Source organism: Lysinibacillus parviboronicapiens, assembly GCF_003049605.2.
Lineage (GTDB): Bacteria > Bacillota > Bacilli > Bacillales_A > Planococcaceae > Lysinibacillus > Lysinibacillus parviboronicapiens.
Window position 1 is genome coordinate 1,614,386 of the sequence record NZ_CP073713.1, and the last position, 23,491, is coordinate 1,637,876.

The 23,491-nt window shown below is 38.7% G+C and carries 24 protein-coding genes and 1 pseudogene; 21 read left to right on the forward strand and 4 right to left on the reverse strand.

Annotation, left to right across the window (positions count from 1 at the left end):
* Positions 1-261: 261 nt before the first annotated feature.
* The 7 genes and pseudogenes from C9J31_RS23565 to C9J31_RS07610 all read left to right on the forward strand — a co-directional run.
* Positions 262-357, forward strand: a pseudogene (locus C9J31_RS23565) (EVE domain-containing protein); the annotation flags it as partial.
* A gap of 139 nt (positions 358-496) precedes the next feature.
* Positions 497-967: a DinB family protein gene (locus C9J31_RS07585; RefSeq protein WP_107951211.1), complete on the forward strand. Its 471-nt coding sequence runs from the start codon at positions 497-499 to the stop codon at positions 965-967.
* A gap of 106 nt (positions 968-1,073) precedes the next feature.
* Positions 1,074-1,610: a GNAT family N-acetyltransferase gene (locus C9J31_RS07590; protein ID WP_107951210.1), complete on the forward strand. Its 537-nt coding sequence runs from the start codon at positions 1,074-1,076 to the stop codon at positions 1,608-1,610.
* Positions 1,611-1,788: 178 nt separating this feature from the next.
* Entirely contained in the window at positions 1,789-2,544 is a 756-nt protein-coding gene (locus C9J31_RS07595) for an alpha/beta fold hydrolase (RefSeq protein WP_107951209.1), read from the forward strand.
* Positions 2,541-3,386, forward strand: a complete 846-nt coding sequence (locus C9J31_RS07600) for a DUF2785 domain-containing protein (RefSeq protein WP_107951208.1) — start codon at positions 2,541-2,543, stop codon at positions 3,384-3,386. Before C9J31_RS07595 ends, C9J31_RS07600 begins: the two co-directional genes overlap by 4 nt.
* 1,030 nt (positions 3,387-4,416) lie before the next feature.
* Positions 4,417-5,622, forward strand: coding sequence for an MFS transporter (locus C9J31_RS07605; RefSeq protein ID WP_107951207.1), 1,206 nt, complete (start codon positions 4,417-4,419; stop codon positions 5,620-5,622).
* Between the two features lie 32 nt (positions 5,623-5,654).
* The gene (locus tag C9J31_RS07610) at positions 5,655-6,380 is read left to right on the forward strand and encodes a sulfite exporter TauE/SafE family protein (protein WP_193767162.1); all 726 of its coding nucleotides are present in this window, start codon (positions 5,655-5,657) and stop codon (positions 6,378-6,380) included.
* Positions 6,381-6,462: 82 nt separating this feature from the next.
* On the opposite strand, the gene C9J31_RS07615 is transcribed toward C9J31_RS07610, so the two are convergent.
* Positions 6,463-7,245, reverse strand: coding sequence for an enoyl-ACP reductase FabI (locus tag C9J31_RS07615; protein WP_107951205.1), 783 nt, complete (start codon positions 7,243-7,245; stop codon positions 6,463-6,465).
* A 200-nt stretch (positions 7,246-7,445) separates the two neighbouring features.
* On the opposite strand from C9J31_RS07615, the gene C9J31_RS07620 reads away from it, so the two are divergent.
* Complete coding sequence (locus C9J31_RS07620; RefSeq protein ID WP_107951204.1) at positions 7,446-7,790, forward strand: hypothetical protein; 345 nt, start codon at positions 7,446-7,448, stop codon at positions 7,788-7,790.
* Between the two features lie 304 nt (positions 7,791-8,094).
* On the opposite strand, the gene C9J31_RS07625 is transcribed toward C9J31_RS07620, so the two are convergent.
* Together C9J31_RS07625 and C9J31_RS07630 are read right to left on the reverse strand one after the other, a co-directional pair.
* On the reverse strand, positions 8,095-8,238 hold the full coding sequence (locus C9J31_RS07625) for a hypothetical protein (protein ID WP_193767161.1): 144 nt from the start codon (positions 8,236-8,238) through the stop codon (positions 8,095-8,097).
* A 118-nt stretch (positions 8,239-8,356) separates the two neighbouring features.
* On the reverse strand, positions 8,357-8,605 hold the full coding sequence (locus tag C9J31_RS07630; RefSeq protein ID WP_004232564.1) for a ferredoxin: 249 nt from the start codon (positions 8,603-8,605) through the stop codon (positions 8,357-8,359).
* Positions 8,606-8,710: 105 nt separating this feature from the next.
* On the opposite strand from C9J31_RS07630, the gene C9J31_RS07635 reads away from it, so the two are divergent.
* From C9J31_RS07635 to C9J31_RS07665, 7 genes are all read left to right on the forward strand, one after another.
* Positions 8,711-9,739: a YpbB family protein gene (locus tag C9J31_RS07635; protein WP_107951203.1), complete on the forward strand. Its 1,029-nt coding sequence runs from the start codon at positions 8,711-8,713 to the stop codon at positions 9,737-9,739.
* The gene (locus C9J31_RS07640; protein ID WP_107951202.1) at positions 9,740-11,182 is read left to right on the forward strand and encodes a RecQ family ATP-dependent DNA helicase; all 1,443 of its coding nucleotides are present in this window, start codon (positions 9,740-9,742) and stop codon (positions 11,180-11,182) included.
* Between the two features lie 87 nt (positions 11,183-11,269).
* The gene (locus C9J31_RS07645; RefSeq protein WP_107926775.1) at positions 11,270-11,995 is read left to right on the forward strand and encodes a LysM peptidoglycan-binding domain-containing protein; all 726 of its coding nucleotides are present in this window, start codon (positions 11,270-11,272) and stop codon (positions 11,993-11,995) included.
* 160 nt (positions 11,996-12,155) lie between these two features.
* Entirely contained in the window at positions 12,156-12,911 is a 756-nt protein-coding gene (locus C9J31_RS07650) for a metallophosphoesterase (RefSeq protein ID WP_107951201.1), read from the forward strand.
* A 352-nt stretch (positions 12,912-13,263) separates the two neighbouring features.
* Positions 13,264-14,229: a YpdA family putative bacillithiol disulfide reductase gene (locus tag C9J31_RS07655; RefSeq protein ID WP_107951200.1), complete on the forward strand. Its 966-nt coding sequence runs from the start codon at positions 13,264-13,266 to the stop codon at positions 14,227-14,229.
* Positions 14,230-14,409: 180 nt separating this feature from the next.
* Complete coding sequence (locus C9J31_RS07660) at positions 14,410-14,970, forward strand: glycerol-3-phosphate acyltransferase (RefSeq protein WP_107951199.1); 561 nt, start codon at positions 14,410-14,412, stop codon at positions 14,968-14,970.
* A 4-nt stretch (positions 14,971-14,974) separates the two neighbouring features.
* Entirely contained in the window at positions 14,975-16,516 is a 1,542-nt protein-coding gene (locus tag C9J31_RS07665; RefSeq protein WP_107926769.1) for an aminotransferase class V-fold PLP-dependent enzyme, read from the forward strand.
* Positions 16,517-16,544: 28 nt separating this feature from the next.
* On the opposite strand, the gene C9J31_RS07670 is transcribed toward C9J31_RS07665, so the two are convergent.
* The gene (locus C9J31_RS07670) at positions 16,545-17,513 is read right to left on the reverse strand and encodes an asparaginase (protein ID WP_107951198.1); all 969 of its coding nucleotides are present in this window, start codon (positions 17,511-17,513) and stop codon (positions 16,545-16,547) included.
* Positions 17,514-17,811: 298 nt separating this feature from the next.
* Here C9J31_RS07670 and prsW point away from each other — a divergent pair, with 298 nt between their 5' ends.
* The 6 genes from prsW (at position 17,812) to rpsA (ending at position 23,458) form a co-directional block, all read left to right on the forward strand.
* Positions 17,812-18,486 carry a glutamic-type intramembrane protease PrsW gene (gene prsW, locus C9J31_RS07675; RefSeq protein ID WP_107926765.1) on the forward strand — a complete coding sequence of 225 codons (675 nt, stop codon included), beginning with the start codon at positions 17,812-17,814 and terminating at the stop codon, positions 18,484-18,486.
* Between the two features lie 94 nt (positions 18,487-18,580).
* A complete protein-coding gene (sleB, locus tag C9J31_RS07680) occupies positions 18,581-19,414 on the forward strand; it encodes a spore cortex-lytic enzyme (RefSeq protein WP_107926764.1) in 834 nt (277 codons plus the stop codon).
* A gap of 15 nt (positions 19,415-19,429) precedes the next feature.
* Positions 19,430-20,713: a PepSY1/2 domain-containing protein gene (locus tag C9J31_RS07685; RefSeq protein ID WP_107926762.1), complete on the forward strand. Its 1,284-nt coding sequence runs from the start codon at positions 19,430-19,432 to the stop codon at positions 20,711-20,713.
* Positions 20,714-20,800: 87 nt separating this feature from the next.
* A complete protein-coding gene (locus C9J31_RS07690; RefSeq protein ID WP_107951197.1) occupies positions 20,801-21,460 on the forward strand; it encodes a flagellar brake protein in 660 nt (219 codons plus the stop codon).
* An 84-nt stretch (positions 21,461-21,544) separates the two neighbouring features.
* A complete protein-coding gene (gene cmk, locus C9J31_RS07695) occupies positions 21,545-22,219 on the forward strand; it encodes a (d)CMP kinase (RefSeq protein WP_107951196.1) in 675 nt (224 codons plus the stop codon).
* 102 nt (positions 22,220-22,321) lie between these two features.
* Positions 22,322-23,458: a 30S ribosomal protein S1 gene (gene rpsA, locus C9J31_RS07700; protein WP_107951195.1), complete on the forward strand. Its 1,137-nt coding sequence runs from the start codon at positions 22,322-22,324 to the stop codon at positions 23,456-23,458.
* Positions 23,459-23,491 lie beyond the last annotated feature (33 nt).

Consider the following 23,491-nt stretch of genomic DNA (forward strand, 5'->3'; position numbering starts at 1 on the left):
CTCTTTTTTCTTATTGTACAAACGGTGCAGTTTAGTTTAATAAGCACTTAGAAAATGAGACAGTACCGGTTTATTTTGGGTACTGTCTATTTTTCTTGTTACGTTTACTTTTTCAAACCATTTACATTGTAAGGACTATTAATGGTCTTTAGATACCAGCCACTTACTATAAAGAGAGACCGTATGTAAATCTGGTCTTTATTCGTTTTCTTTTGGGTTTAAAATGTGGAACGATTTGTGCAACGCTAGAGGGCGCATATCATGAACCGAAAATTCTGGGTGGGGGTTGTATCGGAGGAACATGTTAGAATAGGTGAACAAGGTGGATTTGCACAACTTTGTCATGGGAAATATGCTTGAGGAAATTAATAAATAGGGTAATCCATAACGGTGGCGTACTTAAAGATCATTGAGCAGCTGCTTAGGCAGCTCTTTTTTCTAATTGTGCTAACGGTGCAGTTTAGTTGAATAGAGGATTGATGTAAAGGAGGATAAAATGAATATATATTGTAAGAGTGCATTACATCAAATTAAAGTCGCTGTAACGACAATTGTTGAAATGATAGAAAAGTTAACAGAAAATGACTTGCAAAAAAGGCCTACGCCTAATAAGCAGTCCATAGGAGAGCTGTTAGAACATATTGCTATTATTTGTGAAGCGGATTCGCTTATTTCGGACGGGGCATCTCAAGACAAGATGAACAAATTTTATCCAAGTGTTTCATATAAAAGTCTAAATGAGATTAAAGAAGCATTGATAAAAAATCATCAATTTTTAGAAGATAAATTGATGAATTTCACAGAAGTCGAACTTCAAGAGGAAGTTACTTCTTATTGGGGTGTTACATACTCACGATATGAATGGTTGTTAGAGATTGTAGCTCACATTTATCATCACAGAGGGCAATTACACGCTATGCTTATTCATTGTTATGGAATAGACCCAAAAGTTCCATTGTTTGAATAGAACTTTACAATTGAACTAGCGATGCAGGTTAGTTGAAGAAGCAGGTATTTTTAGAATGGTGTTGAAGTAGTATTATGGTAAAAAAACAATTAAGGAGAAAGTTAAAATGAGATTAGAGAGTGAGAGAATTTATTTAAGACCTCTTTGCGAGTTAGATGCACCTATTATATTAGAAAATACAATGGATAAAGAAATACGTTATATGACTGGAACGAATTCTAATTTTTCACTGGTTCAAATTAAGACACATATTGAAAATATTAATAATGATTCAAGTCGCTATGATTTCGCTATTTGTTTAAAAGGCACTGACGAAATGATCGGGGAGTTATCGATTTTCGATATAGATGAGGCGAACAAAAAAGCAGGATTCAGAATATCGATGGCTTCTATTTCATTAACAGGAAAAGGATATGGTACTGAAGCTACAAAAATTGTTCTAAGATTTGTTTTTGAACAACTCCAATTAAATCGTTTACAGTTAGAAGTATTTAGCCATAATTTGCGTGGAATAAGAGCGTATGAAAAGGTTGGGTTTGTAAAAGAAGGAGTCTTACGTCAATCCTTATATTATAACGATGCGTACTCAGATGAAATTATTATGGCATTACTTAAATGTGATTTTAAAAGTATGCTATTGTAATAATCCAAAATGATACAAGTGTAACGTTGATAGCTTTGAATCATTCAATTAGCAGATTGTGAAGTAATATACTTAAACTAACTACTTTAGCAAATTATTACTGAGTTGCATAAATGGTCCTTTTTTTATATTGTAGAAATAATAATGTAAAGTTTATAATTTAATTAGGTGATTAAAAGTGACGATACAACATAAAAAGATAATCAATTTCTATGATAGGCGTATACTGTTCAATAAATATCGTAAAAATACACCCAGCGTAATCTTTATTGCAGGGTTAGGCGATAGCCATGAAACATGGAAAAAGGTCCAAGACCGAATATCGGATGAAACGTCAACCTTGTCCTATGACAGGGCGGGTATTTGCAGGAGTCAAGACGTAGCTGTCCCGAGAACTTGCTGTGATCTTGTTGAGGAGCTCTTCGAATTGGTGCAAGCGCTTGACGTGGAGAAGCCTTATATATTAGTAGGCCATTCCTTTGGTGGATTGGTCGCCAGATTGTATACCAGTCTTTATCCGCTGGACATCTGTGGTATGGTTTTGGTTGACGCTGCACCGGAATATAAAGAACTTGCCTATGAAAAGGTTCTACCAGAAAATCTACTTGCAGGAAATAGGGAATATTTCGAGAATCCTATGTTGAATAGTGAGAAAATTGATAAAATACAGAGTTATAAGCAAATTGTTGATTATTCAAAACAAAGTGACATCCCTCTCTCAATTATTACAAGAGGTTTACCCGATAATAATGAAGATGGATGGCCCTCTCAAGAAATATTAGAAATTGAACAAAGTCTACAAGCAGAATTCCAATGGCTGTCAACGTCAAGTAAGTTCCAGATTGCTAGTCGTAGTGGACATTATATACATCATGATGAGCCTGATATTGTAATAGAAGAGATTTTATTAATGTTAAAGGGGATGGGAAAGTGAGCGATATAAGGTTGAAACTTATGGAGGATTTGCAAAGAATTGAGGAGAATGATTATCAGTTAGGCGAAGGTGAGCAGCATCAAGATTTCTTACCTTTGTTACTTCAATATATTGGCGATCCTCAGCCAGAATTGCGGGATAACTTGATTTATCCGATGTTTTATATGTGGATTAAGGAAGAGAATAGGTTCAGTAATGAGGAGTTGCGTAGTCTTTTAACTGTTCTGACGGATGAGAACCATTTGTTCTATAATATTGGCAGCGAGGATGATCAGTCAGTTTTTACAAGGTCGTTTTCTGCCTTGCCTATCGCTTTGATTATACAACGCCACAGACAGAATCCATTTTTAAATCAAGAAGAAATTGAGCAATTAATGCAAGCAATGCTCCGTTATTACAAAGAGGAGAAGGATCTGCGGGGTTACCTTTCAGTAGGAGGCTGGGCTCACAGCGCGTCTCACGGTGCAGATGTTTTTGTTGAGTTGGTGCAGTGCGAGGAGAGCAGCGTTGCAATGCTGCGTGAGGTTCTTGTCGCTATTTCTGGCTTGCTACATAATGGAATACATATTTTTAGTGATGAGGATGATGAGCGGTTGGTCAATATCGTGGATACGATGATTGACAAAGAGTTACTTCCACATCAAGAAATCGCTGATTGGATTAGCTGCTTAGCGCAATGCTGCAATTTGCCGAGAAGTCGCAGTCAGGTGATTGCTCGCGTGAACAGCAAGAATTTTTTACGCAGTCTCTATTTCAGAAGGGGACAAGATAGCCGAGGGAATGAGCTTAATACTGCCATACTTGGCACTGAGGCAAAATTAAACAGGTTTTCTATCAGTTAAAGGATTAAGGGGTTGTCCCAATCCATGAAATTGGATGAGGGATTTACTGGTTTATTCCGCCATTAAATCGCTTTTTAATGGAGGGAAAATTATAGAAATGATCAAACTTTTTTATAAAAGAATGATTCCATAAAAAATATAATGAGCATGTTTTGATTAATCTTTTTTAAAACATGCTCTTTCTTTTTGCCTGTTTATCAACGCTATTAGGTATTAATTTGAACAATCTTTATTATAAAGCAACCACGTGGTCGTTTAGTACAAGAAGAGTTAAATAAAATATTAGCAATGACATTTGGTAAAAAATAGTCTATTGTGGAATTTAAATACAGCAGAGGTAATACGTCAAGTACCTTTTTATTGTCATCGTGCATAGTGTCAAGCTCTAATACCTTCAGAGACATTTTCTGAAACAAAAGAGTACAATTCTATGCTGTTGTTTTGTAATTCAGTTACAAGTTGTTCCACTTAATCGACCATGCGCTCATTAAAGGTGAGTATCTGGTCTTTTTATGTTTATTCATCATATAGTCTAAACTTTTTTAATTTGGTTTAGCTTGCAATATGAGAGTTATACACAATAAATAAGTGCATGACTCAATCTTATCTTCTATAAATCATGCCATTACTTATTGTGTATTTATATGTTCATTTTAAAGAACGGGAAAAGCGGGACAGTCGAGCTGAGCGTAGCGAGGGAAGTGGCTCGGCCCTGCCCACTGAAAAGCGTTCGGCCGTAGTGAAAATCAGCAGTTGAGTCAAATCCCTTATAGTCTTTGTACACTAATCATGTCGATAAATCCCTTAACTATGAAGCAACACGTTCTATTTCAGGATAAATGATTCATAGGAAAACAGTAAGTAATTATGCTTGTAATGGACCTTTTTAAAAAAATGTCAACTAAAAATATTGCGAAAAACAGATAAATGAAGATATATTTGTCTATTTTTCGACAATCTACCGTGTTTTTTGCAGAACGTTGTATTAGAATAATAGATAGAAATGGATTGTGAATAGGGAGAGAGAGAAATGGATTATATACAAAAGGGGACAAAGGCATTTAATAAAGCAAACTGGGCCCTATTTTTAGCGGGTTTTATTACCTTTGCAAACTTATACGTATCACAGCCATTGTTACCGACATTTGCAGAGGAATTTCATGTATCACCCGCAGTAGCTAGTCTTTCTTTATCTGTAACGACATTTGCATTGTCTATCAGTATGATTATTGTCGGTTCCTTGTCGGAGGCTTGGGGGAGAAAGTCCTTAATGACGATTTCTATTTTTGCGGCATCTATCCTGACGCTAGCGCTTGCTTTTTCTCCGAACTTTGAAACAATTTTGGTTTTGCGAGTGATACAGGGGGTTGTTTTTGCAGGTTTACCTGCCATTGCCATGGCTTATTTAGGAGAGGAAATGGACCCTCGTAGTCTCGGCGTTGCTATGGGCCTCTATATAAGTGGTAATTCAGTCGGGGGACTGAGTGGACGTGTTATTATTGGCACATTAACTGACCTTTATAATTGGCAAGTGGGTATGATTGTGCTCGGTATGTTAAGCCTCATTATAAGTGTCCTGTTTGTATGGATGTTACCGAATTCTAGGCATTTTTCGCCACGTCCATTGCAAATAAAAGCATTAACGACATCACTCATTCAACATGTCAAAGACCCATCGATGCTTTGTCTTTTTGGCATTAGTTTTGTGTTAATGGGGAGCTTTGTTACTCTTTACAACTATATCGGCTTTAAATTAATGGCACCGCCATATAGTTTAAGTGCCACAATTGTTGGTTGGATTTTTGTTATTTATTTGGTCGGTACGTTTAGCTCGGCTTGGTTTGGGAGTTTAGCAGATAAATATGGACGACAAAAAATGTTGTTACTGTCCATTGCAATTATGTTTGCGGGCGCACTTCTGACATTAAGTGGTCTACTCAGCTTGAAAATTATTGGCATTACGGTCTTTACCTTTGGCTTTTTTGCTGCGCATTCCATTGCCAGTGGTTGGGTGAGTAGACGGGCCACACATGATAAAGCACAAGCATCTTCTCTGTATTTATTTTTCTATTATTTTGGCTCCAGTGTAGGAGGGACAGCAGGGGGCATATTTTGGATGCACGATGGTTGGGGAGGTGTTATTGCAATGATTACTGTCTTTTTAGTCGTAGCTTGTTTACTTTCATTTTTATTAAAGGGCATCATTGCTAAGCAAAGCATGGTGACAAGGCCATAAAATGATATTTTTAATTGTGAGGTGCTAGTTTGATAGAACTTCTGTTATTCTTTTTGCTTATCTTGTTAGCATCCGTTTTGCAAACAAGTTCGGGGTTTGGTTTTTCTATTATGGCCACTCCTTTTTTACTTATGCTATTCTCACCGCAAGAGGCAATGCAAATAAATATCCTCTTGTCGCTTGTCATTTCTTTAGCACTGCTTTGGAAGATTAAAAGTGATGTTGATTTTGGTTTGTTAAAAAAGATACTCTTAGGCAGTATCGTCGGAGCGCCTTTTGGTAGTTTCATCTTTGCAATTGTAGATTTAACCACCTTTAAATTAATAATCGCACTCATACTCATTGGGGTAACGATATTATTAATGAGAAATTTTTCAATTCAGCCAACCAAAAATAGAGAATATGGTGTAGGGTTTTTATCGGGATTATTAACAACAAGTATCGGCATGGCTGGACCGCCATTATTACTCTATTTTGCAGGTACACAGAAAAATAAAGAAAATACGAGAGCAACCTCAATCGCCTATTTTATTTTTATCTACGCTATTAGCTTACTGTTTCAATTAACGGTTGAAGGCACAAATAAAACGGTTTGGGTTAATAGTTTGTATGCACTGCCACTTGTCCTTATTGGTCTAGTGTTAGGGCAAATTTTATTTAAGAAGCTTAATCAAGCACTATTTACAAAGATGATTTATATGCTATTACTCATTGCAGGTGTATTCTTACTGGGACAAAGTTTATTATCGCTGTTTTGATTCTATTTAAGATTAAAGTTAAATGAATCAAAAACAAAAGAAGCATGTGAGATCAATGACGATCTTACATGCTTACTGTTGTTTAACCCATAATATTGTAGCCAGCGTCGATGTAGATTGTTTCTCCTGTCACACCACGTGATAGGTGAGATAGCATCACAATCGTCATATCTGCGACTTCATCTTGTTGGACATTTCGTTTTAATGGTGCAGTTTCTTCGATTTTGTGTAAAATCGTGTTGAATGAAGGAACACCTTTTGCTGCAAGTGTACGAATCGCCCCTGCAGAAATGGCATTGACACGAATATTGTCTTGACCTATATCAGCAGCTAGGTAGCGCATAGATGCTTCTAATGCAGCTTTAGCGACACCCATTACGTTGTAGCCGTCTAGCACACGTTCTGCACCTAGATAACTCATTGTTACAATAGAACCGCCTTCTGTCATGTATGGATGTGCGGCTTTTGCTGTTGAAATAAGAGAGTACGCACTTGTGTCTTGCGCAAATGCATAGCCGTCACGAGTTGTCTCTAAAAAGCGATTGTGTAAGTCTTCTGCATTGGCAAATGCTACAGAGTGTACAATGCCGTGGATAACGCCGACTTTAGCGCCAATCTCATCGAAGGCTGCTTTTGTGCTGTCGTCACTGTTGACGTCACATTGGACAATAAGGGCTTCAGGTTGACCATAATTTTCAAGTTGCTTTTGTAATTTCTTTAATGAACGTTCTTGACGATACGTGAAAATCACATTGGCGCCTACATCAAATAGACGTTTTGCGATTCCCCAAGCAATACTACGATCATTCGCTACGCCCATTACGACGATATTTTTATCTTTTAATTGTAATAAATTCTCCATCATCTATAAGAACCCCTTTGCAATATAATATCTGTTATTAGTACCAACTACTAAAATTTTATCACACATAAATTATGGTTGCAATAACAATCTGAAAAGAGTATTTAACTTTAGATAAGCGTAATTTCAAAGTTCGATTTATATAGACTCTAGTACATTTTATGAGTGTGTAATACATCTCCATCATTTGTGGCAAGACAAAATTGATCGAAGATACTCAAATAATTTCCATTTCTGCCTTTAGCGACATTACATTAGATGAATTAGATTTGGGTATTCCGGAAATTGCGCCTTTATGGAATGGGGAAATAAAAGATTCAACAGGTAGTGTACGAGCTTATGCTACATTAAATATTGAAGCTAAAACAGTAAACGATTTTGCTATGTTACGCCTTTTAGGTGCTTCGGGTGGTTGGTCTATTATTGACAGTCGCGTAAAATCAATTACAAACCGCGCTGTGTCATATGCAAATGTTGGTGCAAATTCTTCAAATGGCGCTGTTAATTTAGTTTTATGGACCTTACTCTATAACAGCAAATACTTGTAACAACTCAACTCAATTCCAAAGTTCTACTACTCTCATCCATAAAGATACTGCTGGTATTTCTGCAACTACAAAAGCTACATTATCAAGTTCATTAACTTCTTGGGATATGCAGATGGTACTATGTAATCAACTAGAGGCTACTGCAAACTAGTGAACGATATAAAATACTTAAAAACGGTAAAAGAATGAAGTTTATCGTTCCTTTATTCAAGCAATTGAGTCCAATAACATTCGAATTCATGGAACACTAGGCTATTTAACACCATTGGAATTCAAGCAACAGACCTTATAATTTTTGTCCAGTTTAGTTGTTGACATACCAAACATACCATCCCTTAATCATTGGATAAGAAACTTTATATAAATCTTGAATTCCCAAATAACTATGTTTCCCCTCAAGGTAAAGACGAGCAATAAATATTTTCTCTTCGGCAGTGAAATTATCCATAAAAAACACCCCTAAATTGTTAGATTTGGTGTCTAACAATTTAGGGGCAGTTCAGTTTGTCTACAGTCCAAGGCATCCAATTATGGATGCCTTGTTGTTGTAATGGTGCTTAATAAAACTATTCGAATTTTAGTGAATCGCCATCAAATGTTTCATCCGCTACTTTGATAGAATCAGTTGGGCAACCTTCGAAAGCGTCTTGCATGTCTTCTAGTAGATCTTCTGGAACTTCAGCAGTTCCCATGTTATCATCTAAAATGACGAAGGCAATACCTTCATCATCGTAATCATAAATATCAGGTGCTGCGGCTCCGCATGCGCCACAAGCGATGCATGTATCTTTATCAACAATTGTGTATTTAGCCATTTCTTTCTCTCCTTTTACAATGTTCCTACAAAGCTTCATACTCATTTTAAAGATGTTTATCTTACATTTCAACATAATACTATTAAATTGGAGGAATTTGCTACAATGTTTCATCAAATTTTATTGCAAATTTTTCACAAGCTCAATAACGAACGAACCGTTTCAGCAGCCTATCATGTCTTAAGAGGGAAACGTTCTGGCCAGACGATTCAAGACATTGGCCTCTTTCAGCTACATAACTATTTTGGATTATTGCCAAAGTTACCTCGGGCAACATTTGATGAGGCCGTTTCCACATTTTCGCAATATAGTTGGTTAAATATGCAGGAATCTGGTCACTATTCCATGAAAAAGCTAGGTTTACAGCGTGCAGAGCAGACAGCCACTTTTTTGTTTGATGGTTGGCATTACCGCGGAAATGAGCATGCGTTTTTTGCTCGATTATCCCTGATTGTCCAAAGTTTATCGTATCACCGAGCGGACATGCATTCATTTTCTCCGATTAGCAAAGATCCACAAGTACAGGCGTGGGTGCGTGCTTTCTTAGTCAACCATAACTATCAGTTAGGTCATTTGCAGCAGCAGTTATTCGAGGAATGTCAACAAGTACTGACTGCTTTGCCGTTAGCTGATCGACAGAAACAGCTAGTTCTCTATCGATTGAGTGGACATAGCTCACCAGGTTGGACATGGCAACAGCTTGCAAGTGAGCGCAAGGAAAGCGTTTTGGATAGTCAATTAGCATTTATTGAATTGCTACATACACTATTGAATGAAGTGCACCAGAACAGCACTTATGCATTGCTTGGTCAAATAGCAGATGGATTACGTATTAAAGCTTTGCTGACTGATTCTGCGCAACAAACTGCCCAGTTATATGAGCAAGGCTATTCATTGGAACAAATTGTTCAACTGCGAAATTTAAAACAAAGTACGATTGAGGATCATTTAGTTGAAATAGCTATGAATGAACCGAACTTTTCCATCGGTCCCTTCGTCTCTTATGAAGAAGCGGAAAAGGTTTGGCATGCATCGAAGCACTATCAAACTAAAAAGTTAAAGGCATTGCATGAAGTGGTGGAAGGTATGAGCTATTTCCAACTCAGACTTGTCCTGGCGAAGGGGGAAGTATAAATGGAACTAGAACAAACATTAGCGAAATATTTTGGTTACACGACTTTTCGCCCTGGCCAAAGGGAAGTGATTGAAGCCATTCTTGCAGGAAAAGATAGCATTGCATTATTACCAACAGGCATGGGTAAATCACTATGCTATCAATTACCGGGATATATTTTGCAGAAGCCTGTTTTAATTGTGTCACCATTACTATCCTTAATGCAAGATCAGGTCGAGCAATTAAAACGCATTGGGGAAAAAAGAGTGGTAGCTTTAAATTCCTTTTTATCACTCACCGAAAAACGGTATGCACTGCACTTTCTTGAGCAATATCGTTTTATTTTTACATCGCCAGAAATGCTATTGCAACAGCAGGTACAAGAAAAACTCGCGAAAATGGAGTTAAGTCTTATTGTGGTCGATGAAGCACACTGTATTTCACAGTGGGGTTTTGATTTCCGTCCAGATTATTTACGGATTGGTGAATGGTTTTCACAAGAAAAACGTCCACCCGTGTTAGCATTGTCGGCGACTGCAACACAAAAAGTTGTCAATGATATTCGAACAACATTATCACTACATGCGCCATTTGAATTTATGTATAATGTGGACCGACCAACGATATCTTTAGGGCGTGTAGTATTCGCGGATAGGGCAGATAAAGCAAAGTGGATACTGCAGCATATCAAAGAAACAGCCGGACCAGGAATTTTATATATGTCTTCACGAAAGCGTGCGGAGCAATATAGTGAAGCATTTACGCAGGCGGGGTTACGAGTGGCTGCTTATCATGCAGGCTATGGGGCTGAGGATCGTCAGTTTATTCAGCAGCAGTTTATAGATGGAGAGCTGGACTGGATTGTGGCTACCAATGCTTTTGGGATGGGGATTAATAAGTCCGATATTCGACAAGTCATTCATGAAACGATGCCAGCGAATGTTGCCAATTATATGCAAGAAATCGGGCGAGCAGGTCGTGATGGTGAGCCAGCGCTTACGATTTTACTGTATTGTGATGGGGACGAAGAACTTGCGAAATTTGTTGTAACAGGTGATTTGCCGTCAGCTAGTCATGTAGATCGTTACCAAGAGCTTGTGAGGCAACAAGTGCAGCCGTCAAACATGCTGAAAAATGGGGAACTGAGTGAGACGGCCTTTCGGGTACTCGCATACTGGTCCCAAAAGGAATCTGTGGAGCAAGTAAAGGCACGTCTAAATCAATTGGTACTAGAAAAATATCAAGCTGTTGATGAAATGCTTAAAATTACTCAGACAAAAGACTGTATTCGCACGCAATTAGTCGGGTATTTTGGGCAAAAATTGCAGGAAAAGCCCGAAAACTGTTGTGAAAATTGTGGAATCCATTATGATGAAATCAATACAGAACGCTTAAAGGAAGAGAAAAAAGTAGAAATGATACCATGGGAAAGTCGATTAAAACAACTCTTAATAGGCTTTTAGACTAAAATTGACGGTCATTTACTTTTTTCGCAAAATTCGTCATAATAGAATGATAGAAAGCGTAGTAAGGTTGGGGGTACGAAACGAATGAGCAAAGAAGACTATCGAGATAAAATCGAAGAACATCGTCAATCATTTGAAGAAGAACAACAAGAGCAGCAAAATTTATCCAGAGTTTCAAGAATGACCAAAAATGGAAGCACGAACAAAAAGCCAAAAAGTACAAAACGTAAAACGCCGTTAATGACCATTCTTTTAGTAATTTTCATACTAATCCCATTAACGATATTAATCTATTTGGTGAAATTCTATGAACCTGGTAAAACAATTGAGGAAGCCGAAAAGGATTCCATGGATTCTATTGTTGAGATTGACAAGTCGGGCGATGAAGCAAAAGCTTCTGCGGCATCAGATTCAAAGGATAAAGAAAATAAAGATGATAAAGCAAATGCCGAAGCACAAGAACAAGCAAAGAAAGACGCTGAGAAACTAGCAGCTCAAGAAAAGGCTACTGAGGCGAAAAAAGCACAAGAAGCCAAAAAAGCAGAAGAGGCTAAGTTAGCACAGCAACAGGCTGAGGCAGCAAGAAAAGCAGAAGAAGCGAAGAAAGCCGAGCAGGCTCGCAAAGCAGAAGAGGCAAAACAAGCTGCAGCAAAAGCAAGTACACATACAGTCAAAGAAAATGAAAATCTATATCGCATTGCATTGAATCACTACGGTAATGGTAGTGAAGCAACGCTAGCAAAAATCCGTGCAGCGAACGGTATGACTTCCAACACAGTAATGGTTGGCCAAGTTATTAAACTACCATAAGAAAAACAAGTGTCATTCATTGGCAATGATGTTTTTCTAGTATAAAATAATGGACAAACGTCAACACCAAATAAGGTTAAGGCGTACGTCTGATTTAGTGAAAAGGCGATTCTTCATAAAAACGAATCGTCTTTTTGCTTTCGTTAGGAGGAGTGAGGGAATGATTTATATTGGTGTATTTCTTTTCGTAGTCATCGCCTTCCTACTCTATATGTGGAAGGTTGCATTTGAAAACAATGTCTTACATCATCAACTGATATTAAAAGGAAAACGAGAAAACATTCGATTATTTTTTATATCTGATACGCATTTACGGAAAATTAGCCGTCACATGATTGAGCAGTTGGAAGGCTCATTTGATGCGGTCATAATAGGTGGAGATTTTGCAGATAGTCGTACACCCATTTCACGTATCCATGAGAACCTCGATTTATTGACACCGCTAGGACCGACCTTTTTTGTTTGGGGAAATAATGACCGAGAAGTGGGCGAAGAGCAACTTCGTCGTATTTTACAGGACCACGGCGTAACCATCATAGCCAATGATGCAATTTTACTTCCCCAGGAAAATCGTTTTTGGTTAAGTGCCATTGAAGATACATCCACAATGAAATATAGCTTTGATGCAGCATTTGAAAAAATTGATGAGCAGGATTTAGTTGTTTTTATTTCGCATAATCCAGGTGTCTTTGCTCGTATACGGGCAAAATTTAGAGCAGATTTAATGATTGGTGGACATTTACACGGTGGTCAAATTAGACTTGGTCCGTATGGAGTTCATCCAAATGGGTCTTATCGTGAGCGTGAGGGTGTGATGACACTTGTGAGTAACGGCTATGGCACAACATTATTGCCCCTACGCTTTGGTGCAAAACCACAATGCCATATAATTGACATTGAAATTTCGGGTCAATAAACAACCAAAAATGTTTGGAAGGCGTATAATGAAAGCAATAGGTCTTTTTACATTCAGCGGACGGCTATCTTTAATGTGGGCAATTAACCGTTTTGTCTACGAAGTTAGAAGGTCCTGTAGAACGGCTAACGAACCACTATGGGCAACAGCATTACGCCAGTTTTAGCGAAATGACCTACTTTATGTCGTTCCCTGTGCAAGATTAAGTCCAATACAAATCACACTGTGGACGTAACGATGCCTAAATTGAAGTAATCACATTAATTAAACCCGCAGATGTCTATGTGCTCTGCGCGCAATGAAAGCTTCAGTGATAACTATGCTGATGCAAATTTGATAGGAGTGTCACACAATGCAACAAGTAGATGCAATTATTGTTGGAGGAGGCCCTTGTGGCTTAGCAGCAGCAATATCTTTGCAAAATATTGGTTTACAACCAATTGTGATTGAAAAAGGAAATATCGTAAACGCGATTTACAATTATCCAACACATCAAACTTTTTTTAGCACGAGTGAACGTTTAGCAATTGGTGATGTGCCGTTTATAATTGAAGGACGGAAACCAAAACGCAATCAAGCGCTTGTTTATTACCGTGAGGTGGTGCGTTTGAAAAATATTCAAGTAAACCGTTTTGAAACAGTCGCAAGTGTTGTGAAAAATAAAGAGCTGTTTACGGTAACGACAGATAAAGATGTCTATGAGACACCTTATGTCGTGATTGCAACAGGTTACTATGATCATCCAAACTTTTTGGATATTCCGGGTGAAGATTACCCGAAAGTGTTTCACTATTTTAAAGAGGGACACGAATTTTTTGATACAGATGTCCTTGTAATCGGTGGCAAAAATTCAGCAGTAGATGCTGCGTTAGAGTTGAACAAGGCTGGTGCTCGTGTAACGGTGGTCTATCGTGGTAGCGAGTATTCATCTAGTATTAAACCTTGGGTGTTACCGGAGTTCGAAGGTATTGTACGTAACGGCGAAGTGTCGATGCGTTTTAATACAACTGTTAAGGAAATCCGTCCAAATGAGGTTGTACTGGAAGTCGATGGGCATGAAGAGATTTTACACAATGATTTCGTTTTTGCCATGACAGGTTATCACCCAGATCATTCTTTCATTAGAGCGATGGGGGTAACAATTGACGAGGAGTCCGGCCGTCCGTTCTGTCATCTTGAAACAATGGAGACAAATGTAGCGGGCTTGTTCATTGCTGGCGTTATTGCAGCGGGGAATAATGCCAATGAAATCTTTATAGAAAATGGTCGTTTCCATGGTGATTGTATTGCCAAGGCAATTGCAAAACGACAGTCATAACAAGAAGCTGTATAGGCAGAAACTGCTTATACAGCTTTCTTTAACTAAAATGATGGATAGAACGGGCGAAGTGACGGATAGAACGGACGAAATGATGGTTAGAACAAGGGTAATGACGGATAGCGCTAGCCTAATAATAAATAGCGCAATGTGCCGCATGTCGAAAAGGGGGGGACAAGAGTGATTGGGCTATATTGGCTGTTAAGTTACGGGATTGGCAACTTTATGACAGCTTATGTCGTTGGAAAAGGATATGGTGTTAATTTACAGGTAGAAAGAAGCAAAAATTTAGGGGCTCGTAATGCGGGCAGTGTCATAGGAAAGGCTGCTTTTCTATGGACGCTACTGGGTGATTTGCTAAAAGGTGTCGTTGTTGTGGGGGTAGGACGTTTATGGCACTTTGAAGAGTGGGTAGTTGTTGTAGGGGCGGGCCTTGTGATTATCGGTCATTTGTATCCGCTTTGGCTGAAATTTAATGGTGGCAAAGGAGTAGCGACCTTTATTGGTGTGGGACTTGCATTATCTCCAAATTTATTTGCAATGATGATTGTCGGGACTGCTCTGGTGCTAGCTGTAACAAGAAGCCTGACGTTAGGTATGGTAGGTGGTTTTATCTTCTATGTAGGCACAATTGTTTGGACAGGTCATTCACTAGTATACATACCGATGATAATTGCTATAATCTGTATGCTTATTAAGCATTCATCGAATATTAAAGAGTCTTTAGAACGAGGGAAGTGAGTGTATGTATTGGTGTAAAGTAGCGCAAACAGAAGCGGAGTTTGATGCTATTGCGCAGTTGAATTATGAAACTTTTGTGGAGGAAATTCCCCAACATGAGCCGAATGCGTTGAGAAGAAAGATTGATCGTTTTCATCATCAAAATACGTATTTAGTTGTTTATAAAGAAATAGAGCTTATCGGTATGCTGGCTTTTCGAGATCAACGTCCATTTTCAATTGATGAGAAAATAGGCGAGGTAGAGCAATATTTACCACAGGAAATTTGTAGTAAGCTATGTGAAATTCGCTTGCTTGCTGTGAAGAAGAAGTATCGTACTGGCCGAGTTCTACTTAAATTAACACAAGCGTTGAATGCCTTTGCCTATGAAAAAGGCTATTCAGCTGCAGTTATTTCTGGTACGACACGACAGGAGAAGCTATATAAGCAAATGGGCTTTACCCAATTTGCACCAGCAGTGGGTTCACAGGAGGCGATGTTTTTACCAATGGTATTAACAAGGCAGCAATTTGAAGAATCATTACAGCAGAGGCTCGCAAAGGAAAACTATACATTTTATCCTGGACCAGTGAAACAGAACGGAACAATTTTGTATTCGGAGCTATCACATCGTTCACAGGCTTTTGAAGCGTTGTATGAACGCATGACAAACAGACTTGTGCAATTATCGGGGGCCCCGTATGTTGCCACGCTCGTTGGTTCAGGTACATTGGCAAATGAAGTTATGCTCGGACAATTAAAGGAACAGCAATTGGGGCGAGGGCTCATTTTAACGAACGGGGAATTTGGAGAGCGTCTTCACAAGCAAGCACAGCGCTGGTCATTGGATTTTGATGTGATGGAGCAGGACTGGGGAATGGAGTTTGACAAACAACAACTAGATTCCTTCTTCCAAACAAATAGCTACAGCTGGTTACTTGCGGTGCATGGGGAAACATCTACAGGGACATGTAATGATTTAGAGACACTCGTTCAGCTTACAAAGCGTTATAACGTAAAGTTATGTGTAGACTGCATTAGTTCTTTTGGAGCCATGTCGTTTTCATTAAAAGAATGCTATCTAGCAACAGCTGTGAGTGGTAAAGCGCTTGGAGCACTCAGCGGATTAGCCTTTGTTTTTTCGCAGGCACTCGCGAAGCCGTCCACGACTTTACCCGCTTACATAGACTTGGCCAATTATCAGCGCGGCACCGTCCCATTTACAATGCCAGCAGTACTTGTTGGTAATGTAGAAGCGGCATTACAACTCTATCCCGCGCGTTACGGTTTGCTACAACAACGTTTTGATCGATTGCTGCAGCTTCCGTTTATGCACAATCAGTTAGCGACGTCACATTATCCAATGATACTAACGTTACGTTGCCCAGAGGCACTTGCAAACTTCACAACTGATTTAAAATTGAATGGCTTGTTTGTTCATGGTGATAGTAAATATTTGCGGCAACGAAATTTAATGCAACTTTCGGTAATCCAACCTGATTTTGAGGAAGCGATAATACGATTGCATGAGATTTTGCACTTTTATGAGCAAATAGTTGTTGCATAAGCTTACGTAAACCTTGAATACATTGAATTTATAGGAAAAATTCTTTTAGATTCAGTGGGGCTCCTACTTTGTTAAGACCGATTAATAATTTTAGTCTTGCTTTTTGACCGTTAATGCCTGTTGCAAACAGTGCACCTAAGTCTTCTAACATTTTACCGCCGCCATCGTAGCCATATACACCTTCTGCAATGCCGTTAAAGCAACGGGATACGAGCACGACTGGTATACCACGTTCTAATAGACTTTCGATGCCTTTTACAACTGCTGGTGGGACATTGCCTTGCCCGAGTCCTTCTAAAACGACACCATCATATTGACAGGCCAATACAACATCGAGTAAATCAACTTCCATTCCTGCATAGACCTTTAGCATGGCCACTCGTTTTGATAACGACAGTACGTCTACATAATGACGACGAATTGGGGCATGATGGAACAAAATGCGTTTCTTAGTAATGAGTCCAATAGGTCCGTACTGTGGTGACTGGAAAGTATTTACAGAACTTGTGCTCGTTTTCGTCGTGTTTACGGCAAGGTGCACTTCGTCATTCATCACAACTAACACACCTTTATCGCATGCTTCGTCATCCACAGCAACACGAACAGCTTCAACTAAATTGTAGATACCATCTGCACCTATTTCGTTGGAGGAACGCATGGCACCTGTTAAAACGATAGGAATGTGTAAATTCGTCGTTAACTCTAAAAAATAGGCCGTTTCTTCTAACGTATCTGTCCCATGTGTAATGACTACGCCATCGATTTGCGTAGCAGAAACTTTTTCCATAATTAAGTTGCGTAAACGAAGCATTTCGTTTGGCGTGATGTGTGGTGATGGGAGGTTGAAGGCCTCCATTTCTATAATGTTTGCAAGGTCATTTAGCTTATTACTCTCTTTCATAAGCGGATTTTCTTTGTTTGGCATGACGGCTCCTTCAGCACTCATTGCCATGGATATTGTGCCACCTGTATGAATTAATAAAATCGTTTTTCTCATAAAATAAATCTCCTTTTTAAAATCTTTTTTGTCATTACATGGTATAATAATTACAGTCTATCTTCCTACAGCTGATGTATTTCGTGACGAAAGCGCAATGTCCGCCACAGAAGACTGGATGAACATAAAGCCTCCGGCGGATGTCATAGATTTTGCTAGGCTTGAAGAGAGGACGTTAGGCGAAATTCTTCGCATTCATGCGATACCGGCCAACTGACCTGTTTCTCTGTTCTTGTCCATTCTTAAATCGTACACAATTAGGCCGAGGCGAAATTGATTGTTGAAAGGGGCCGGCATCATGATCATTCTCTTATCAGCTGCCATTGCTCCCGGTCTAGCGCTTTTTAGCTACTTTTATTTGCGCAATCAAATGGCAACGGAGCCAAGAAAAACTTTACTTCAAACGTTTTTATATGGTGCATTTTTAACGTTCCCGATTCTGTTTTTACAGTATGTGCTGACAGAGGAAGGGGTTTTTCGATATGTTTACTTACAAGATGTTCTTTTTTCCAGTGTCGTTGAAGAGTTTTTTAAATGGTTCATTCTCTTAATAGCAATTTACAATCATGTGGAATTTGATGATCCTTATGATGGTATTTTGTATGGTGCAAGTGTATCTCTTGGTTTTGCAACGATTGAAAATGTATTATATTTATTATCGTTCGGTCTTGATACAGCATTTATGCGCGCATTATTACCTGTTTCAAGTCATGCATTATTCGGCGTGGTAATGGGTTATTACTATGGACGTGCCAAGTTCTTGAAGCTTGCAAAGACAAAAGAAATGATTGCTATGGCGCTATGTGCACCGGTAGTTTTACACATTTTATACAATACAATATTATCATTTAAAGGACACTGGGTATATTTAATGATACCGTTTATGCTATTTTTATGGTGGTTTGGTCTCCGTAAAGTAAAGCTTGCGCACTATCACCTTGTCCAACATCTTCATATGCATAAAAAAATATAAAAGCGTAGAAATTGAAATAGATTTCTGCGCTTTTATATTTTTTTAGTATAAAATACGACGATTGCTTCAAGCTATGAAAAAAGGAGTGATGATTGTGCGTTTATTAAGCATACTTTTTTGTTTGATGTTAGCGGTTAGTATAGTTTCCATCCCGCATAATGATGCCGTTGCGTTTAGCGACCAACAGATTACTCGTGGCGCTTACGGTGATGATGTAATTGAATTACAGTCTAGGCTACAATACTTAGGATTTTACACAAGTAAAATTGACGGTAAGTTCGGCTATAACACATACTGGGCTTTACGAAATTTCCAAGAGAAATATGGTTTACCGGTAGATGGCATAGCTGGTACAAAGACGAAAAAAGCATTAGCAGGGCATTCAGATTATGATGAAAAATGGGTGAAGGCACAGCTAAAAGCAGGGAATCAATTTACCTATTATGGTGGAAAACCACTTGATCAGCAAGTGAAAAAAAATAATACCGGTGGAGGCGGAGGCGCTACAGCTAGTGGGAACAATAGCGGTAGTAGCAATAAAAGTGGAACCGATACGCAAATTCCACCGAAATATACAGAACGGGAATTACAACTTTTAGCGAATGCCGTTTACGGAGAAGCTAGAGGAGAGCCTTATGAAGGACAAGTCGCCGTAGCCGCTGTTATTTTAAACCGACTGGAGAGTCCAGAATTCCCAAATACAATTTCAGGGATAATTTTCCAACCTCTAGCGTTTACAGCTGTTGCTGACGGTCAGATTTGGCTTGAACCGAACCAACGTGCAAAAGAGGCTGTTATTGATGCTATGAACGGCTGGGATCCATCGGAAAATGCGCTTTATTATTTCAATCCGAAAACAGCAACAAGTAAATGGATTTGGTCACGACCACAAATAAAACAAATTGGTGAGCATATTTTCTGTTCATAGATAGGAGGAAAACAGATGAGAACATTGCTCGTTATCTTAACTGTCGCAGTTATCGGTTTAGGTGCATACAGCATAAATTTGCATTCTGATAAGGAAAGTCTACAACGTACCGTTCATGCGCAGTACACAGAAAAATTAACAGATGCCTCAGAAAAATTATCGTACTTACAAAGAGCTGTTTCACAGTCCTTATTATTTAAAGACGAACAAGCAATCCATAGTGAGTTGGATTCAATTTGGCGACTAAGTTCTGAGGTCCGATCATCGATTTCTAATATTCCGATTGGACAAGAGCTTTCGAACGAGTGGTTAGGTTATTTAGGTAAACTTGGTGAAGAGGCGAGGAAAACTGCCAAAACAGGAGATTATGAAGCGTGGAGAGAAAAAATGCCGCAAATCTCTACAAATTTACAATCACTCTCCGACGAGTGGACGACTGCCACGGTCGATTATTATAAACAGGATGGCAATATGGATGTTTGGTTGCGACAAGTAGACAACAAAAATCCAAATACATCGTTTGATAATGTGAAAAATACGTTAAAAGATTATGGCGAAAAAGATTTCCCGCTTACATTAAGTGAATCGGACTGGCAGAAAAAAATAGAGCTAAAAGCGTTACAAGATTCAGTTATTACAGAAAAAGAAGCGTTAGAAAAAGTGAAATATTTATTCCCATTAATTAAAGATGCTACGTTTACGGTAACAAAAAGTAGTGATACTGCACCGTATCCGTTCTATCATATCCAATTCCATCAGGGTATTCGTCTTGGCTATGTTGATTTAACAGAAAAAGGTGGGCATTTACTGTCTTATTTAGTAGAGCGACCTGTCGGTGAAGCGAAACTTTCACAAGAACAAATTACTAAAAAGGCAGAAGAGCATTTACAGAGACTTGGGATGAAAGATGTTGCCTTTGTGGAATCGCGAGAGAATCATTTGGCATGGCATGTTACGTTTGCACGTGTTAACCCAAGTGACAAAGCGTTAATTTATGCGGATGGCGTACAATTAAAAATTGCAAAGGACACAGGTGAATTATTAGGTGCCAATGCAATGGAATATATTCAAGAAGAAACCATTAAACCGCAAACGGCAAAACCGATTGATTGGAAAACTTTCTTCGATGAAGACGTACAAGTAGAAGAAGTGAAAAATATTTACACGGATAATGGTCAATTCGAACAACGTCTTTGTTATGAAGTGATTGCCGTTCGAAATGGCAAGACGCAGGAAACATTCCGCGTTGTCATTGATGCTGAAAATCATAATGTTTTAAAAGTAGAATATTTAACGTAAAGTCAAGAAAATGCTTCCAGTTCATATAGCAAAATTTTGCATCTCGTGCGATAATGAAGGTATATTTTTTGTGCCGGGGAGATGCTCATGGAAATAAAAATTGGTACACAGTTACAACTTGAACCTACGTACACAGAGCACGTAGAAAAATTCCGCTGTAAAGTTGTAGAACAACAAGACAATATTATTTATATCGATTATCCCACGAATGTAGTGACAAAGAAAACTGCTTTTTTGATAGATGGTTCAGAATTTAGAGCAACCTTCCGTACAGAGGACAAACATTCCTTTGCTTTCAATACGGAAGTGATAGGGCGAAAAGCTGGCAATATCCCAATGATTATGTTGCACTGCCCAAAAGCAGAAGAGTTTATCAAAATTCAACGTCGTGAATATGTCCGTGTGGAAACACCTGTAGATGTTGCGGTTCAATTTAAGGATTATAAATATCAACTCGTAACAGTGGATATTAGCGCAGGTGGTTTAGCGCTTATCTTAAAAGGAAATTTAGCCTTTAAAGATGGTGATGATGTAAAGTTAACGATTGTCCTCCCGTTTGCAAATGGGGAAGTGAACTATGTAACGACAGATGCTTCGGTTGTTCGTATTTTCGAAAAAGATAACTTGAAGATTGCAACGATTCAGCTAACGGATACGGATGATGTCGATCAACAGCATATAGTACGTTTTTGCTTTGAGCGACAACTAGTCAATCGTCGTAAAGAATTGAATCCATTTGAAGTCTAATTTTTCATGAAAGCCCTCTTCTCAAAGAGGGCTTTTTTTCGTTATTATGATACAATATGGTGGATAGAAAGTAGGGAAGCACAGATGAAAAAAAACATTCAAATTGCGATTGATGGACCTGCAGGCGCTGGTAAAAGTACAATTGCAAAAATTGTTGCAGAATCACTAGGGTTCACTTATATCGATACAGGTGCAATGTATCGTGCAGTTACGTATAAAGCGATGCAACAAAACATACATTTAGATGATGAAGCAAAATTAGCAGAAATGTTAGCAGCTAGCACGATTGATTTAAAGCCTTCACCGCAAGGACAACTTGTCTTTTTAGATGGGGACAATGTGTCAGCTGAAATCCGTTCTAACGAGGTGACATCGTCTGTTTCGCAGGTGGCTGCACATGCCAAAGTACGTGAATTATTAGTGGCACAGCAGCAAAAACTTGCAGCAAATGGTGGCGTTGTAATGGATGGACGTGATATTGCTACTCATGTGTTAAAGAATGCAGAACTAAAAATCTATATGTCTGCAACTGTAGAGGAACGGGCAAGACGTCGTTTTATCGATAATGAGAAACGAGGTATTGAGTCGTCCATTGAAAAGCTGCAAGAGGAAATCGCTTTGCGCGATAAAATGGATAGTGAGCGTGAAGCGTCACCACTAATCCAAGCTGAGGATGCGATATTTTTAGACACGACAGAGCTATCAATTGATGCTGCGGCGCAAGCCATTTTAAAATTAGCGCAAGCAAAAATGGCATAAAGCCTAAAATTTCAGACATTTTTTGATTTTAAAGGATTTATTTTTGTCTTTGTCATCAATATCGAATAAAATAGTAAGGGAAGATGCGAAGGAGGGTTACATATGTCTGAAGAAATGAACTATGCAGAACAAACGTTTAACGAAGGTGATATCGTCAAAGGTATTGCAGAGCAGGTTGATGAAAAAGCAGTAACTGTTTCAATTCCAGGTGCACCGTTTGACGGAATCGTACCAATCAGTGAATTATCGAGCTTACACATTGAAAGAGCGTCTGACGCTATCTCTATTGGGGATGAGTTAGAGTTGATGATTACAAAAGTTGAAGATGAAAACTATGTATTATCAAAACGTAAAGTAGATGCCTTAAAAGCGTGGGACACACTTGAACAACAATTTGCTTCAGAAGAAGTATTTGAAGCGGAAGTTAAGGATATTGTAAAAGGTGGTCTTGTCGTAGATTTAGGAGTACGTGGCTTCGTTCCGGCATCCCTTGTAGAAGATTATTTTGTTGATGATTTTGAAGGCTATAAAGGTCAATCTTTAAGCTTTAAAATTGTTGAGCTAGATAAAGAAAAAAATCGTTTAATTTTATCTCACCGTGCAGTCGTAGAATCAGAAAAAGCTTCTCAGAAGAAACATGTCATTAACCAAATTAAAGCTGGTGATGTGTTAGATGGTAAAGTTCAACGCATAGCCTCATTTGGTGCATTTATTGATCTAGGTGGTATCGATGGGCTTGTGCATATTTCACAAGTATCTCATGAGCATGTGAGTGATGTGAGCGAGGTTTTAACAGAAGGACAAGAAGTACAGGTTAAAGTGCTTTCTGTAGACCCTGAAAATGAACGTATTTCGTTATCGATTAAAGATACGATTCCTGGACCTTGGTCGAATATCGAAGAACGTGCTGCTAAAGGCACTGTGCTTGATGGCAGAGTGAAACGCCTTACTTCATTCGGTGCATTCGTGGAAGTTTTACCAGGCGTAGAGGGCTTAGTGCATATTTCACAAATTGCACATAAGCATATTAATACGCCACATGAAGCATTAAAAGAAGGACAAGAGGTACAGGTCAAGGTACTTGACGTTAATGCAGATGAAGGTCGTCTTGCCTTAAGCATCAAGGACTTATTAGAAAATCCAGATGCTGAAGAAGTCATCGACTATGAATTACCTGAAGAAAACACAGGATTCTCGTTCGGGGATGTCATTGGCGATCAACTGAAAAACTTTAAATAAGTAGTACTAGCGAGGATACGTAATTGTATCCTC

What these genes read in the sequence shown, in the direction of transcription:
- C9J31_RS07685 (WP_107926762.1), top strand. Translation starts at nt 19,430, where the DNA reads ATGAGAACATTGCTCGTTATCTTAACTGTCGCAGTTATCGGTTTAGGT.
- C9J31_RS07590 (WP_107951210.1), top strand. Translation starts at nt 1,074, where the DNA reads ATGAGATTAGAGAGTGAGAGAATTTATTTAAGACCTCTTTGCGAGTTA.
- C9J31_RS07645 (WP_107926775.1), top strand. Translation starts at nt 11,270, where the DNA reads ATGAGCAAAGAAGACTATCGAGATAAAATCGAAGAACATCGTCAATCA.
- C9J31_RS07615 (WP_107951205.1), bottom strand. Translation starts at nt 7,245, where the DNA reads ATGATGGAGAATTTATTACAATTAAAAGATAAAAATATCGTCGTAATG.
- C9J31_RS07585 (WP_107951211.1), top strand. Translation starts at nt 497, where the DNA reads ATGAATATATATTGTAAGAGTGCATTACATCAAATTAAAGTCGCTGTA.
- C9J31_RS07690 (WP_107951197.1), top strand. Translation starts at nt 20,801, where the DNA reads ATGGAAATAAAAATTGGTACACAGTTACAACTTGAACCTACGTACACA.
- C9J31_RS07670 (WP_107951198.1), bottom strand. Translation starts at nt 17,513, where the DNA reads ATGAGAAAAACGATTTTATTAATTCATACAGGTGGCACAATATCCATG.
- C9J31_RS07650 (WP_107951201.1), top strand. Translation starts at nt 12,156, where the DNA reads ATGATTTATATTGGTGTATTTCTTTTCGTAGTCATCGCCTTCCTACTC.
- C9J31_RS07640 (WP_107951202.1), top strand. Translation starts at nt 9,740, where the DNA reads ATGGAACTAGAACAAACATTAGCGAAATATTTTGGTTACACGACTTTT.
- prsW (WP_107926765.1), top strand. Translation starts at nt 17,812, where the DNA reads ATGATCATTCTCTTATCAGCTGCCATTGCTCCCGGTCTAGCGCTTTTT.
- C9J31_RS07655 (WP_107951200.1), top strand. Translation starts at nt 13,264, where the DNA reads ATGCAACAAGTAGATGCAATTATTGTTGGAGGAGGCCCTTGTGGCTTA.
- cmk (WP_107951196.1), top strand. Translation starts at nt 21,545, where the DNA reads ATGAAAAAAAACATTCAAATTGCGATTGATGGACCTGCAGGCGCTGGT.
- C9J31_RS07635 (WP_107951203.1), top strand. Translation starts at nt 8,711, where the DNA reads ATGTTTCATCAAATTTTATTGCAAATTTTTCACAAGCTCAATAACGAA.
- rpsA (WP_107951195.1), top strand. Translation starts at nt 22,322, where the DNA reads ATGTCTGAAGAAATGAACTATGCAGAACAAACGTTTAACGAAGGTGAT.
- C9J31_RS07665 (WP_107926769.1), top strand. Translation starts at nt 14,975, where the DNA reads ATGTATTGGTGTAAAGTAGCGCAAACAGAAGCGGAGTTTGATGCTATT.
- C9J31_RS07605 (WP_107951207.1), top strand. Translation starts at nt 4,417, where the DNA reads ATGGATTATATACAAAAGGGGACAAAGGCATTTAATAAAGCAAACTGG.
- C9J31_RS07625 (WP_193767161.1), bottom strand. Translation starts at nt 8,238, where the DNA reads ATGGATAATTTCACTGCCGAAGAGAAAATATTTATTGCTCGTCTTTAC.
- C9J31_RS07630 (WP_004232564.1), bottom strand. Translation starts at nt 8,605, where the DNA reads ATGGCTAAATACACAATTGTTGATAAAGATACATGCATCGCTTGTGGC.